At 69.5% G+C, this 13464-nt stretch carries 13 protein-coding genes and 1 tRNA gene; 6 read left to right on the forward strand and 8 right to left on the reverse strand.

All coding sequences use genetic code 11. The features are described 5' to 3' along the window. The first annotated feature begins 67 nt into the window (after nucleotides 1-67). Complete coding sequence (locus SACGLDRAFT_RS05290; RefSeq protein ID WP_005462420.1) at nucleotides 68-559, forward strand: DUF3145 domain-containing protein; 492 nt, start codon at nucleotides 68-70, stop codon at nucleotides 557-559. 87 nt (nucleotides 560-646) lie between these two features. On the opposite strand, the gene SACGLDRAFT_RS05295 is transcribed toward SACGLDRAFT_RS05290, so the two are convergent. From SACGLDRAFT_RS05295 to aceE, 6 genes are all read right to left on the reverse strand, one after another. Further along, nucleotides 647-1894 (reverse strand): beta-ketoacyl-[acyl-carrier-protein] synthase family protein, encoded by a 1248-nt coding sequence (locus SACGLDRAFT_RS05295; RefSeq protein WP_005462422.1) that lies wholly within the window; start codon nucleotides 1892-1894, stop codon nucleotides 647-649. 32 nt (nucleotides 1895-1926) lie between these two features. Continuing rightward, entirely contained in the window at nucleotides 1927-2172 is a 246-nt protein-coding gene (locus tag SACGLDRAFT_RS05300) for an acyl carrier protein (RefSeq protein WP_005462424.1), read from the reverse strand. Nucleotides 2173-2245: 73 nt separating this feature from the next. Beyond that, the gene (locus SACGLDRAFT_RS05305) at nucleotides 2246-3226 is read right to left on the reverse strand and encodes a beta-ketoacyl-ACP synthase III (protein WP_005462426.1); all 981 of its coding nucleotides are present in this window, start codon (nucleotides 3224-3226) and stop codon (nucleotides 2246-2248) included. After that, entirely contained in the window at nucleotides 3223-4125 is a 903-nt protein-coding gene (locus SACGLDRAFT_RS05310) for an ACP S-malonyltransferase (protein WP_269728614.1), read from the reverse strand. The genes SACGLDRAFT_RS05305 and SACGLDRAFT_RS05310 overlap by 4 nt, the downstream gene beginning before the upstream one ends. Nucleotides 4126-4277: 152 nt before the next feature. Beyond that, the gene (locus SACGLDRAFT_RS05315) at nucleotides 4278-5501 is read right to left on the reverse strand and encodes a PucR family transcriptional regulator (RefSeq protein WP_005462430.1); all 1224 of its coding nucleotides are present in this window, start codon (nucleotides 5499-5501) and stop codon (nucleotides 4278-4280) included. A gap of 238 nt (nucleotides 5502-5739) precedes the next feature. After that, nucleotides 5740-8556 (reverse strand): pyruvate dehydrogenase (acetyl-transferring), homodimeric type, encoded by a 2817-nt coding sequence (gene aceE / locus SACGLDRAFT_RS05320; RefSeq protein ID WP_005462431.1) that lies wholly within the window; start codon nucleotides 8554-8556, stop codon nucleotides 5740-5742. A 405-nt stretch (nucleotides 8557-8961) separates the two neighbouring features. Here aceE and SACGLDRAFT_RS05325 point away from each other — a divergent pair, with 405 nt between their 5' ends. From SACGLDRAFT_RS05325 to SACGLDRAFT_RS05340, 4 genes are all read left to right on the forward strand, one after another. Beyond that, nucleotides 8962-9387 carry a DUF3052 domain-containing protein gene (locus SACGLDRAFT_RS05325; protein ID WP_005462433.1) on the forward strand — a complete coding sequence of 142 codons (426 nt, stop codon included), beginning with the start codon at nucleotides 8962-8964 and terminating at the stop codon, nucleotides 9385-9387. 141 nt (nucleotides 9388-9528) lie between these two features. Beyond that, a complete protein-coding gene (locus SACGLDRAFT_RS05330) occupies nucleotides 9529-9984 on the forward strand; it encodes a peroxiredoxin (protein ID WP_005462435.1) in 456 nt (151 codons plus the stop codon). A gap of 57 nt (nucleotides 9985-10041) precedes the next feature. Further along, a tRNA-Val gene (locus SACGLDRAFT_RS05335) sits at nucleotides 10042-10113 on the forward strand. Between the two features lie 179 nt (nucleotides 10114-10292). Further along, complete coding sequence (locus SACGLDRAFT_RS05340; RefSeq protein WP_005462437.1) at nucleotides 10293-11258, forward strand: neutral zinc metallopeptidase; 966 nt, start codon at nucleotides 10293-10295, stop codon at nucleotides 11256-11258. Between the two features lie 4 nt (nucleotides 11259-11262). Here SACGLDRAFT_RS05340 and SACGLDRAFT_RS05345 read toward each other — a convergent pair whose 3' ends face one another. Next, nucleotides 11263-11787, reverse strand: a complete 525-nt coding sequence (locus SACGLDRAFT_RS05345; protein ID WP_005462439.1) for a 2'-5' RNA ligase family protein — start codon at nucleotides 11785-11787, stop codon at nucleotides 11263-11265. A gap of 104 nt (nucleotides 11788-11891) precedes the next feature. Between SACGLDRAFT_RS05345 and SACGLDRAFT_RS05350 the strand changes: the two genes are divergently transcribed. Then, a complete protein-coding gene (locus SACGLDRAFT_RS05350) occupies nucleotides 11892-12473 on the forward strand; it encodes a DUF4383 domain-containing protein (protein ID WP_005462441.1) in 582 nt (193 codons plus the stop codon). A 37-nt stretch (nucleotides 12474-12510) separates the two neighbouring features. Here the strand turns inward: SACGLDRAFT_RS05350 and SACGLDRAFT_RS05355 are convergent, their stop codons facing one another. Further along, a complete protein-coding gene (locus SACGLDRAFT_RS05355) occupies nucleotides 12511-13275 on the reverse strand; it encodes a PP2C family protein-serine/threonine phosphatase (protein ID WP_040918600.1) in 765 nt (254 codons plus the stop codon). Nucleotides 13276-13464: the final 189 nt, after the last annotated feature.

Raw genomic sequence — 13464 nt, forward strand, 5'->3', positions numbered from 1 at the left:
TGATTAATCCGCTTCGGAGACGAGGTCGTAGGGGAAGACGCCCCTCGTCGAGTAGCGGAGGTCAGCAGTGAGCACTCGTGGCGTGGTGTACGTCCACTCGTCGCCGTCTGCGGTTTGCCCGCACGTCGAGTGGGCGATTTCCGGTGCGCTCGGCACCAGGGTGGAGCTGCGGTGGACTGCGCAGCCCGCCGCTCCGGGGCAGCTACGTGCCGAGTGCGATTGGCGCGCGCCCGCAGGTACCGGTGGCAAGCTCGCCGCCGCCCTGAAGGCTTGGCCGATGGTGCGGTTCGAGATCACCGAGGAGCCGAGCTACGGGGTGGACGGGCAGCGGTTCTGCTACGTGCCAGGGCTGGGCCTGTGGCATGCCCGGACCAGCGCCAACGGCGACATCGTCGTCGGGGAGGACCGGCTGCGCACCCTCGTGTCGAAGAGCCGTGCCGGCGAACAGCTCGCGCACGAACTCGACAAGCTGCTCGGTTCGAGCTGGGACGAAGCGCTGGAACCCTTTCGGCACGCCGGCGACGGCGCCCCGGTGACCTGGCTGCATCAGGTGGGTTGATCCGCCCCGAGGTCCGGACACGGTGAAGGCCACCTCGACGCGCGTCGAGGTGGCCTTCACCGTTCGTCGTACGGCCGTCGGCCGTGCTTACGCCTTCGTGAACAACAAGGCGGTGTTGTGGCCCCCGAAGCCGAACGAGTTGCTGATGGCCGCCGTCAGGTCGATCTTGCGCGGCTCGCCGGACACGACGTCCAGTTCGACCTTCGGGTCCTGGTTCTCCAGGTTCAACGTCGCGGGCACGATGCCGTGGTAGATCGAGAGGATCGTCACGATGCTCTCGACGGCACCGGCGCCACCCACCAGGTGTCCGAGCGCGCTCTTCGGAGCCGTCACCACCGGGTGGTCGCCGATGGCCTTGCGAATCGCCGCGGCCTCACCGACGTCACCGACGACGGTGGACGTGGCGTGAGCGTTGACGTGGCCCACGTCGGAGGCCGTGAGACCCGCCATCCGGATGGCGTTCTCCATCGCGGCTATCTGCCCGACGCCGTCGGGGTGGTTCCCGGTGATGTGGTAGGCGTCCGAGGTGATGCCGTAGCCCCCCAGTCGCGCGTACACCCGCGCGCCCCGCGCGGCCGCCCGGTCGGCGCGCTCCAAGACCACCGCACCCGCGCCCTCGCCGAGAACGAAGCCGTCGCGGTCGGTGTCGAACGGCCGTGAGGCCCGTTCCGGTTCGTCGTTGCGTGTGGAGACGGTGCGTGCCTGCGCGAAACCGGCGATGGTGATCGGCGCGATGCAGGCCTCCGCACCACCCGCGATCACGACGTCGGCTCGACCCGACTGGATCATCTGGACTCCGACCGCGATCCCCTCGGCTCCCGAGGCGCATGCCGAGGCCGGGGAGTGCACCCCGGCTCGGGCCTTCAGGTCGATGCCCACGTGTGCCGCGGGCCCGTTGGGCATCAGCATCGGCACCGTCAGCGGCGACACCTTGCGGATGCCGTGCTGCTCCAACAGGTCGTCCTGCTTCAGCATCGTGACGGGACCGCCGATCCCGGAGCCGATCGAGACGCCGAGCCGCTCGGGCTCGACGTCCTGCGACTCTTCGGTGGGCGGTTGGAAACCGGCGTCGGCCCACGCCTCGCGCGCGGCGAGCAGGGCCACCTGCTCGCAACGGTCGAGCCTGCGGGCCTGCACGCGCGGGATCTTCTCCGTCGGTTCCTCGGCGAGCACGGCGCCGATCTTCACCGGCAGGTCGACCTCGTCGATCCAGTCGGCTTCGAGACGGCGGACGCCGCTCCGGCCCGCCAGCAGCGCGTCCCAGGTCGAGGGGGCGTCCCCACCGAGCGGAGTGGTGGCCCCGAGGCCGGTGATCACGACGTCGATGTTGCTCATTGGTGTCTCCCCGAGGTGTGTTGCGAGAAGCTCTACTTCGCGTTGGCCGCGACGTAGTCCACGGCGTCGCCCACCGTCTTCAGGTTGGCCAGCTCGTCGTCCGGGATCTTCACACCGAACTTGTCCTCGGCCTGCACGGCGATCTCGACCATCGACAGCGAGTCGATGTCGAGGTCGTCCACGAAGGACTTCTCGGCGGTCACGTCGTCGGCGGACACACCGGCGACCTCCTCGACGATCTCGCCGAGGCCGGCCAGGATCTCGTTCTTGTCTGCCACTGGGCTTCCTTTCTCCGGTTTCGGGATCGCGACGGGCCTAGCGCCGTCGGCGTCAGTGGTATCACGTGGTGGTTCAAGGGCAGACGAGCACTTGCCCCGCGTAGGACAGACCCGCCCCGAAGCCGACGGCCAACACGATGTCCCCGCGCTTCACGGTGCCCGCGGCGCGCATGTGGTCCAAGGCGATCGGGATGGACGCCGACGACGTGTTGCCCGAGTAGCGGATGTCGTCGGCCACCACCATGTCCTCCCGTGCGCCCTTGGCGCGCAGTCGCTTGGCGATGGCATCGACGATACGCAGGTTCGCCTGGTGCGGGATGAGCACGTCGATGTCGGACAGCTCCAGGCCGGCCAGTTCGACGGCCCGCATGGCGACGGGGGCGATCTGCGTCGTCGCCCAGCGGAACACCGGCTGGCCCTCCTGGTGGATGTAGCGGTTGTCCCGCATGTAGATCATGTCCACGAGGTCGCCCGCGCTGCCCCACGCCACGGGGCCGATGCCCGGCTCGTCGGAGGGACCGACCAGGGCCGCCCCCGCGCCGTCGGCGAAGATGATCGCCGTCGAGCGGTCGGTGGGGTCGACGACGTCGGTGAGCTTCTCCGCGCCGATGACGAGCACCTTCTTCGCGGACCCGGCGCGGATGAGGTCCGACGCCACTCCGAGCCCGTAGCAGAAGCCCGCGCACGCGGCGTTGAGGTCGAACGCACCCGCGGCCTTGATGCCGATGCGGTCGGCCACCTGGGCCGCCGCGTTGGGGATCGGGGCGGGCAGCGAGCAGTTCGGCACGATCACCGTGTCGACCTCCGACGGGGCGACCCCGGCGTCGGCGAGTGCCTTGGCACCCGCGGTGACGGCCATGTCGACCAGTCGTTCGTCCTCGGCGGCGAAACGGCGTTCGATGATGCCCACGCGCTCGCGAATCCACTGGTCGCTGGTGTCCAGGTGCTGCGAGAGCTCGTCGTTCGTGACGATCCGGTCGGGCTGGGTGCTACCCACGCCGAGCACTCGGGTCGCCTTCGCGCCTTGGGCCAGGGAGAGTGTCGGCCGGGTCATGCCAGCTCCTCGAGTTGCGTAGGCGTCTTCAGAGCGAACGGGGTGGTCACCGTGCCCTTGAGCTCTCGCCTGACGAGCCCGGTCAGCGTCCCGGCGGGAGGCAGTTCGATGGTCCGGTCGACGCCGAGCTCGGCGAGGCCCTGCATCGTCAGGTCCCACCGCACCGGGCGGGTCACCTGCGAGACCAGCCTGCGCAGGTACTCCTCGCCGCTGGTGACCACCTTGCCGTCGACGTTCGACAGCAGGGGCCGGGTGGGGTCGGAGGGGGTGATCTTGTCGGCGTGGCCGCGCAGCGCCTCCTCGGCGGGGGCCATGTACTTCGTGTGGAACGCGCCCGCCACCTTCAAGGCCCGCACCTTGGTGCCGGGCAGCGGCTCGGCCACGATCTTCTCGATGGCGTCGGCGGCGCCCGAGGCGACGATCTGGCCGGCGCCGTTGCGGTTGGCCGCCTCCAGTCCGTGCTCGTGCAGCCAGGCCACCACCTCGTCGGGGTCGCCGAGCATCACGGCGGCCATGCTCGTCGGTTCGACCGCGCACGCCGCGGCCATCTCGGTTCCCCGCACGGCAGCCAGCGCCACGGCCTCGTCCGCCGTCAGCACACCGGCGACGGCGGCGGCGGCCAGCTCGCCGACGGAGTGGCCCGCCACCGGGGCGTCGGCGGTCACGTCGGCCGGCAGGTACTCGTAGGCCAGCAGCGACGCGGCGACGATGAGCGGCTGGGCGACCGCGGTGTCCTGGATTTCCTCGGCGGTTCCCTCGGTGCCGAGCCTCACCAGGTCGAGTCCGGTGTTCTTCGACCACTGCGCGACGCGGTCGCGCGCTCCGTCGAGTTCGAGCCAAGGCGTCAGCATGCCGGGGGTCTGGGAGCCCTGTCCGGGGCAGAGGAGAGCGGTGGTCACTCCTGTAGGGAACACGGATCTTGGGGTCCGGGGGCATGCTGCCCAGTCACCAAGTCCTCGGAATCGGGTTGTGGACTCTCTACAAAGAGCGACCACGATCGTGTGTGATCACAGCAACGTTGTGTCTCGGCTCACCGCGTGGGGGACGGCGGTCACCACAGCCCACGCGAGCGCGCCAACCTGCCCACGGTCAGGGCCGTCCGCAACACGAGTGCGTCGCGGGGGTCGGCCGCGTTGCGACCGGTGAGTTCGGTCGCCTTCTTCAACCGGTAGCGCACGGTGTTGGGGTGAACGAACAACTGGCGCGCACACGTCTCGAGTACGCCGCCGGTCTCCAGATAGGTCTCGATCGTCTCCAGCAGCGCCGGTCCCGCCTCTTCCAGTGGCTTCGCGATCTCGTTCACGAGGACCCGCTCCGCCTCGGCGTCGCCCGCGAGCGCGCGTTCGGGCAGCAGGTCGATCGAGCGCGTGGGCCGGGGAGCCGCGGGCCAGCCGACCACGGCGCGCAGCCCGGACAGTGCCTCCGCCGCGCTGCGGTGCGCCTCGGCGAGGCTGTCCACGGTGGGTCCGGCGACCACGGGGCCCTCCGCGAACGCGGTGGCCAGCGTGGGCAGCACCTCCTCGTCCTTGGGGGTGCCCTCCGTCGGACCGGCCACCACCACGACCAGGCGTGAGCCCTGGACCCCCAGCAGCACCGGTCTGCCCACCCTGGCGGCCTTGCTACGCACCTCGAACACCACCGACGGCGGATCGTCCGAGGGGGGATTGCCCACGAGCACGGTGGCGCCCGCGGCCGGGTCCCATCCCAGGGCCGCGGCCCGTGACAACACCGATTCCTCGGCGTCACCGCGGACGACGCCGTCGACCACGAGCGCCTCCAGCCGCGCGTCCCACGCGCCTCTGGCCTCGGCGGCGGCGGCGTAGGAGTTGGCGGCGGCGAACGCGATCTCCCTGCCGTAGCGGAGGATGCCCTCGGTCAGCGCGGCCCGTTCGGCCTCGTCGGCGGCGAAGCGGGGCAGTTGTTCCTCGAACACGTCCACCGCGAGTCGCACGATCTCCACGGTCTGGCGGAGGCTGATCCAGCGCGACAACTCCCTCGGTGCCGAACGGAACGCCTCGGTGGTGAGCTTCAACGCCTCCTGCGAGTCGCGCATCCAGCGGACGAACCCGGCCGCTCCGGCCTGGGTGATCAGCAGCACGCTCGCGCGCTGGTCGGCGGGCAACCTGGCGAACCAGGGTAGACGTTCCTCGATGGCGGCCACACTGGCCCTGGCGAGCCTTCCGGAGGCCCGTTCGAGCGCACGCAGCGTGGCCTCGGACAGCTCGTGCCGAGGGAGGGCGGGCTGATCCAAGGGTGACGACGGCTCAGTGGACATGCTGTTGCCGAATCCTACGCGGGGTTTCCCGGAAGGTGGGACCGCACGGTTCGGCGGCGTCATCGACGCGAAAGAGGCCGCCCGGCACGCCGTGAGCGGTCGTGCCGGGCGGCCCCACTTCCCCGGTCCCCACCGGTGCTTCCACTATGGACTTCGAGATCAAGCCCCGCCACCGGACTCACCCGTTCGTGAGATCCGGTCAGAGGGTCCCTTCATCCACATCGGACACCGGGTCGGGTCACGCCACGCCGGAGTCCGACGTCTGCGGGCCCGCGGCCATCACGTCGTGGATCCGGTACTTCCGCGCCGCCTCCACGACTCGGTCGCGCGGAATCTCCCCGCGGCGGGCGAGCATCGTGAGTACACCGACCACGACCGACTCCGCGTCCACGAGGAAGTGGCGGCGCGCCGCGGGACGAGTGTCGGAGAACCCGAACCCGTCCGTGCCCAGCGTCAGCATGTCGGTGGGCACCCACGGCCGGATCAGGTCCGGCACCGCGCGCATCCAATCCGACACGGCCACGACCGGCCCCTCGGCTTCCGACAACTTCTGCGTCACGTACGGCACCCGCGGGGTGTCGGCCGGGTGCAGGAAGTTGTCGCGGTCGACCTCCACGGCCTCCCGACGCAGCTCCGACCAGGAGGTCGCCGACCACACGTCGGCCCGCACGCCCCACTCCTCGGCGAGGAGGTCCTGAGCACGCAACGCCTCCGGCATCAGCACGCCCGAGACCAGGATCTGCGCCTTGGGGCCGTCGCCCTCCGGAGCGGTCCGGTAGCGGTAGAGGCCCTTGAGCAGGCCCTCCACGTCCAGGTTCTCCGGCTCGGCGGGCTGCTGATAGGGCTCGTTGTAGACGGTGAGGTAGTACATGACGTTCTCACCGTTGCCGTCCGGCCCCGTCTCGCCGTACATGCGGCGCAGCCCGTCGCGCACGATGTGGGCGATCTCGAACGACCACGCCGGGTCGTAGGCCACCACGCCGGGGTTGGTGGTCGCCAGCAGGTGCGAGTGCCCGTCCGCGTGCTGCAGGCCCTCACCGGTCAGCGTGGTCCGGCCCGCCGTCGCACCCAGCACGAAGCCGCGTGCCATCTGGTCGGCCGCCGCGTACAGCCCGTCACCGGTGCGCTGGAACCCGAACATCGAGTAGAAGATGTAGATCGGGATCATCGGCTCGCCGTGCGTGGCGTACGACGTGCCCGCGGCGGTGAACGACGCGGTGGAACCCGCCTCGTTGATGCCCTCGTGCAGGATCTGGCCCTGCTCGGACTCCTTGTAGGCCAGCATCAACTGCGCGTCCACCGACGTGTAGTTCTGGCCCTGCGGGTTGTAGATCTTCGCCGTCGGGAACATCGAGTCGAGGCCGAAGGTGCGGGCCTCGTCCGGGATGATCGGCACGATCCGATGTCCGATCTCCGGGTCCTTCGCCAGCTCGCGCACCAGCCGGACGAACGCCATCGTGGTGGCGACGTCCTGCTTGCCCGAGCCCTTGCGGATGGCCTCGTACACCTTGTCGCCCGGCAGCACGAGCGGCTTGGCGTTCGACCGGCGCTCCGGCAGGTAGCCGCCGAGGGCCTGCCTGCGGCCCTTCATGTACTGGATCTCCGGCGCGTCCTCGCCGGGGTGGTAGTACGGCGGCAGCTTCGGGTCGCGCTCCAGTTCCTTGTCGCTGATCGGGATGCGCTGGGCGTCGCGGAACAGCTTGAGGTCGTCGAGCGTCAGCTTCTTCATCTGGTGGGTGGCGTTGCGGCCCTCGAACGCCGGGCCGAGGCCGTACCCCTTGATGGTGTGGGCGAGGATCACCGTGGGCTGACCGTGGTGCTCCATCGCGGCCTTGTACGCCGCGTACACCTTGCGGTAGTCGTGCCCACCGCGCTTGAGGTTCCAGATCTGCTCGTCGGTGAGGTTCTCGACGAGGGCCTTCGTGCGCGGGTCCCGCCCGAAGAAGTGCTCCCGCACGTACGCGCCGTCGTTGGCCTTGTACGTCTGGTAGTCGCCGTCGGGCGTCTGGTTCATGAGGTTCACCAGGGCGCCGTCGCGGTCGGCGTGCAGCAGCGCGTCCCACTCGCGACCCCAGATGACCTTGATCACGTTCCAGCCCGCGCCACGGAAAAAGGCCTCCAGTTCCTGGATGATCTTGCCGTTGCCGCGGACGGGGCCGTCGAGTCGCTGCAGGTTGCAGTTGATGACGAACGTGAGGTTGTCCAGGCCCTCACCGGCGGCCACGTGGACGAGGCCGCGCGACTCGGGCTCGTCCATCTCGCCGTCGCCGAGGAACGCCCACACGTGCTGGTCGCTGGTGTCCTTGATGCCGCGCGCATGCAGGTAGCGGTTGAACCGCGCCTGGTAGATCGCGTTCATCGGGCCGAGGCCCATCGACACCGTGGGGTACTCCCAGAAGTCCGGCATCAGCCTCGGGTGCGGGTACGACGGCAGCCCGCCGCCCGCGCCGGCGTGGGAGAACTCCTGCCGGAACCCGTCGAGCTGCTCGGCGGTGAGCCTTCCCTCCAGGAAGGCCCTCGCGTAGATACCGGGGGACGCGTGACCCTGGATGAAGATCTGGTCGCCGCCACCCGAGTGGTCCTTGCCCCGGAAGAAGTGGTTGAAGCCCACCTCGTAGAGCGCGGCGGAGGAAGCGTAGGTCGAGATGTGACCACCGACGCCCACGCCCGGTCGCTGGGCCCGGTGGACCATGATCGCGGCGTTCCAGCGGATGAACGCGCGGTAGCGGCGTTCGATCTCCTCGTCACCGGGGAACCACGGCTCGTTCTCCGTGGGGATGGTGTTGACGTAGTCGGTGGTGGTGAGCGGGGGCACGCCCACGTTGCGCTCACGGGCGCGCTCCAGCATCCTCAGCAACAAATACCTCGCGCGCTGTTGACCGCCCCTCGCCAATGCGGCGTCGAAGGAGTCGAGCCATTCGGACGTCTCCTCCGGGTCGATGTCAGGCAAGTGCGCCGCCAGTCCGTCGCGGATGACGCGGACACGCGCCGGTGCTCCCTGGCCGGAGGCGCCAGCGGTGGCGCCGCGCCCGGCCTCGTCGTTCTGGGGGGCCAAGGGATCTCCTCGCCGAATTCCGAGTTACTTCGAGTTGTCGTTAGTCATCGTGGCTGTGGACACGATGTTCGTCAGCTGCTACTCTGCGGTAACATTGAGCTGTTCGTAACACCGTGTCGGCTCGTGTGGTCCTGCGGGTATGTGCCGTCGGACCGCGCTTCCCACCCTAGTTCAGATGGTGGAGGGCCGGGCTGCCCGGATTCGGAGAAATCGCGCCCGACCTGGAAGTGAACCCGCCCCGCCCGCCTCGTCGCTGACCCGACCCCGAAGGCTTCCGGTGTGGACGGTTGCGCTTCGCGCCGTTGCGGTGTTCGCTATGCCCATCCGTGTACGTAGTGCGGTCGGTCGCTCGGGGTGAATGACCGGTGGCGGACCGCGCATACCCAGTTGGAGGAGTGAGAAGTCGTGGTCGCCGCGGGAGACGCTGGCCAGAACAGCGTCGCCGAAAGGCTCGGGATCAAGCCGGACATGGTGGTCCAGGAGCTGGGCTGGGACGAGGACGTCGATGAGGAGGTCCGCGCCGCCATCGAGGCGCACATTGGTGGCGAGCTGCTCGACGAGGACGCCGACGAAGTCATCGACGTGGTGCTGCTCTGGTGGCGCGACGGCGACGGAGACCTCGGGGACGCGCTCGTGGACGCTCGGGTGCCGCTCGACGAGAACGGAGTCGTGTGGGTGCTGACGCCGAAGACCGGCCAGCCCGGTCACGTCGAGCCCAGTGAGATCGCCGAGGCGGTTCCCACGGTGGGGATGTCGCAGACCTCCAACCTCAGCATCGGCGATCGGTGGACCGCCACCAGGCTCGTGCCGAGATCGACGTCACGCCGCTGAGCCCCGACGACCCCGCCTCTTTCCTGTGTAACTTCGCGGTAGGGTTCTCTCGGCATTCGCGTCGGCGAAAGCAGGCATCGCGCCGAGCCACTGGCCGGATGTCGACCCGTAACGTCGGACAAGCGAAAGGTTGTCGTGCTCATGGCCGTCGAGGTCGGTACGGAGGCTCCGGACTTCACGCTCAACGACTACAACAAGCAGCCGGTCACGTTGTCGTCGTTCCGAGGTGACAAGCCGGTGCTGCTCGTCTTCTACCCGTTCGCTTTCAGCGGCATCTGCCAGGGCGAGTTGTGCCAGCTCCGCGACGAGTACGACCAGTACCCCGGCGTCCAGGTGCTCGGTGTCTCGGTGGACACGCCCTTCGCCCTCAAGGCGTGGGCCGAGCAGCAGGGCTACCAGTTCCCGCTGTTGTCGGACTTCTGGCCGCACGGCGAGGTGGCGAAGGCGTACGGTGTGTTCAACGAGCAGGCCGGGTTGGCCCTGCGGGGTACCTTCCTGATCGACACCGAGGGTATTGTGCGGTTCGCCGAGGTGAACCAGCCGGGTGAGCCGCGAAACCAGGAGGCGTGGAAGAAGGCGATCGCCGACCTCGGCTGACGGTTCGATCGCAATTCGAGGCCAAGGAACTCCCGGCCACCGTGCCGGGAGTTCTTCGGGCGCATAGCTCAGCGGGAGAGCACCTGCCTTACAAGCAGGGGGTCGCAGGTTCGAACCCTGCTGCGCCCACCGTCGTCCGTTCGTCGACGTGTCCGTCGGCACCGATCGACTCCGCTCCGACGCCATGCGGCCTCGCGGGACGCTCGTCGTCTCGGCGCGTGTCCGTTTCGTGACATGGCGGTATGTGCGGCCGAAACCCGAGGCCTTATCCTCGTCGCCGATATGTGACGTCAACCGTGAAGGCTGTTGTGCACACTGTCGGCGACGCGGCGGAGGACCCGGCCCGCGAGCAAGGGCCCGTCCGGCCGTACCTGGACGATCTTCCGATGGAGTTGTGGGGCGCGGACGAGACGGCCGAGCCCAGATCCGACTCCCCGCGGAGATCGTGGTGGCGCGCGGTGCTCCCGGTCGCCGTCGCCCTGGCGCTCGTCGGTGTGTTCGTGGCCGTCCTGCCGTCCCTCGACGACACCGACTCCGGCTCGCCCGGCGCGACGCTCGGGGCCGGGGAGTCGGTTCCCTCGCTGGCTTCGATCGGGGACAACCGGCTGTTGCGGAGCGGTACCGTCCTGGAAGAGGTGCGCTGCGAGCTTCCCGAACTCGGCAGCGATCCGGAACGGCTGCGTGCGTTCTACGACGCCGAGCTGCGGTGCCTGGAACGCGCCTGGAAGCCCGCACTGAGCCGAGCGGGAGTGGAGTTCGCCCCGGTCGCCGTGGACATCACCGACGACCCGGCGACCGCGTGCGGCGAGTTGCCGCCCTCCGACGAGGCCACCGGCCTGTACTGCGCCGAGGACGCCACCATTTACCTGCCGCGCGCCCGCACCCTGGAGGCGTTCGGGCTCACGCAGGAGGCCCACATCGCCACGCTGGCCCACGAGTACGGCCATCACGTGCAGCACCTCAGCGGCATCCTCGACGACGCGAACGCCCAGCTCAACCGCTATCCCGCGGGTAGCCCGTCCGACCTGGAGCTGGGCAGGCGGGTCGAGTTGCAGGCGAACTGCTTCGCCGGTGTCTTCCTCGCCAGCGCCGTGGGGCGGGGATCGATCACCGACGAGGTGGGGGACGCCGCGGTGGACGACTTCCGCAACTGGATCGACAGCGACACCCACGGCACCAGCGAGACCCAGCGTCAGTGGGCCGCCCGTGGGTTCCGGCACGGCGACGCGGGGGACTGCAACACGTGGCGCGCTCCCGGCGAGGACGTCAGGTAGGGACTCACGGCAGGACGGGCAGCGACCACATCTCGCCGGTGGCGCTGTCGATGAGCGCGGCGCTGGTGACCCGTACCGTCAACGGGAGGACCTCGTACACCGCCGCGGCCACCACGGGCAGGTCCCGTGTCGTCGATCTCGTGGCCACCGAGGAGTGCGGTAACCAGCGGTCCGGAGCGTAGTGGTGGTGCACGCGGGCACCCGTCCCGCTCACCGCCCGCACCACCGCCTGCTGGCGAGCGAGCAACTCGGCGGCAGGTGCGGGGACGAGCGAGATCCGGCCCCGGCGAAACGCCGCCATCGCGTCGAAGGTCACCTCGAACGGGCCGCCGTCGGGCAACGCCGAGACCGCGTCGTGGACGGCGTCGAGCCGCCAGTCCAGCAGGACGACGTAGGACAGGTGCGGGTGATGCCGACGGTGCGTGTGCGTCTGCAACGTCGCGACGCCCGTCGCCTCCAGTCGCGACCACAGACCGCGCAGTGCGCGTTCGGAGCGCCGGTCGAACAGCAGACAGACGCCCAGTGCCACGCCGACGACCCTACGGCGGTGCGGGCGGGTTCGCCGTTTCGCCGTCCACCACTCGGGTATTCGCGGTTTGAGCGGCGCCTGTCACACCGTAGGAGGAAGTCGTCATGACTCGTCCCAAAGAACCCGGAACTCGTCCCCGTAGACGAGGACTGCAGCCCGTCCAGTTACTGGCCGGCCTGGTCGGCCTCGTCTACCTGGCGCTCGGCATTATCGGGCTCATCATCACCGGGTTCGGGGGATTCGGGGACGCCACCCACAGCACCCTCTGGCTGTTCTCGATCAACCCATTCCACAACGTCGTCTACATCGTCATCGGCGCGCTCGGCGTGCTGATGGCACTGACGTCCAAACTGGCCCGGACCTACGGGTGGTTGGTGCTCGTGGCCTTCGGTGTCCTGGTGTTGTGGGGGCTGGCCATCACCGGGGTGTTCTCCGAGAACCCGGTGAGCGGACTGGGCAACCCGCTCGCGCTCAACACCGCGGACAACTGGCTGCACTTCGGAACCGCCCTGCTCGGTCTCGTCATCGCCGTGATGCCGGCTCGCAAGAAGATTCCCGCGACGCCGGGGCAGGAGAGAGAGTCGGCTTCCGGTGCGATGGCCGGGCGGACGTCAGACGCGGGTGCCGGGGAAACCCGTCGGCATGCCCCCGGTCGCCGGATCTGGCGTCGCGGCACCGCGCACTGACGGCGCCGCGACCCGACGGAACGAGCACGGTGTGCCGTCAGTCCTCCGGTACGACGTGGGCCACCACGCAGGTGATGTTGTCCGGGCCGCCACCCTCGTTGGCGAGGTCGATGAGCGACTGCACGGCTTCCTCCGGGGCGGCGGTCCCGGTCGCCACCTCCGTGAGCACGCGCTGGATGTCGTCGGCCCCGACGACGTCGGTGAGGCCGTCCGAACAGAGCAGGTAGACGTCGTCGACCTGCGCGGTGTGCAGGGAGATGTCCGGCTCCGCCGGCATGTTCGCCAATAGTGCGCGGACGAGCACTGAACGGCTCGGGTGGCGTTCGGCGGCCTCGGGGGTGAGGCGCCCCTGATCCACGAGGGTCTGAACCATCGTGTGGTCGCGGGTGAGCTGGGTCAGCGTGTCACCGCGGAGCTGGTAGCAGCGGGAGTCGCCGATGTGGCCGAGTGCGAACCGCGGGCAGTCCCACAACATCGTCGTGACGGTGGTGCCCATACCGGTGAGCGCGGGATCGTCGGCCACGCGTTCGGTGAGCCGGGAGGCGGCGGTCCGGACGGCTTCCGCCAGTTCCTCGCCGAGGTCCACCTCGCCCAGGTCCTCGTCTGCGAGCCGGGTGTCGAGTTCCTCGAGCACGGCGACAGCCTCGGCGCTGGCGACTTCACCTGCGGCGTGCCCGCCCATGCCGTCCGCGACGGCGAGCAGCCGGACGGTCGCGTAGGCGGAGTCCTCGTTTCCGCTGCGGTGCTTCCCGACGTCGGAGCCCGCGGCGTAGCGGAGGGTCAGGACCTGGTCGTGTGTCATGAGTGCAGTGAACCATTGCTCGGCGAGCAGCGACGCACAACAGTACGTCAACCGGCTCCGTTTTGCCGAACCGGCACACCGAGACGGGCGCTCCCCGGCCGTCGGACGGGTGTCCGCCACGCCGGGCATGCGGTGCCGGAAGGCGCCCTTCCCCGGGACTAAGCTGGGCGGCACGTCTTGCCCGTTCCT

It is taken from the genome of Saccharomonospora glauca K62 (genome assembly GCF_000243395.2).
GTDB lineage: Bacteria > Actinomycetota > Actinomycetes > Mycobacteriales > Pseudonocardiaceae > Saccharomonospora > Saccharomonospora glauca.

Bases quoted from the DNA above. Each gene is read 5' to 3' on its own strand.
- SACGLDRAFT_RS05295 (WP_005462422.1), bottom strand. From the start codon at position 1,894: ATGAGCAACATCGACGTCGTGATCACCGGCCTCGGGGCCACCACTCCG.
- SACGLDRAFT_RS05330 (WP_005462435.1), top strand. From the start codon at position 9,529: ATGGCCGTCGAGGTCGGTACGGAGGCTCCGGACTTCACGCTCAACGAC.
- SACGLDRAFT_RS05355 (WP_040918600.1), bottom strand. From the start codon at position 13,275: ATGACACACGACCAGGTCCTGACCCTCCGCTACGCCGCGGGCTCCGAC.
- SACGLDRAFT_RS05305 (WP_005462426.1), bottom strand. From the start codon at position 3,226: ATGACCCGGCCGACACTCTCCCTGGCCCAAGGCGCGAAGGCGACCCGA.
- SACGLDRAFT_RS05350 (WP_005462441.1), top strand. From the start codon at position 11,892: ATGACTCGTCCCAAAGAACCCGGAACTCGTCCCCGTAGACGAGGACTG.
- SACGLDRAFT_RS05315 (WP_005462430.1), bottom strand. From the start codon at position 5,501: ATGTCCACTGAGCCGTCGTCACCCTTGGATCAGCCCGCCCTCCCTCGG.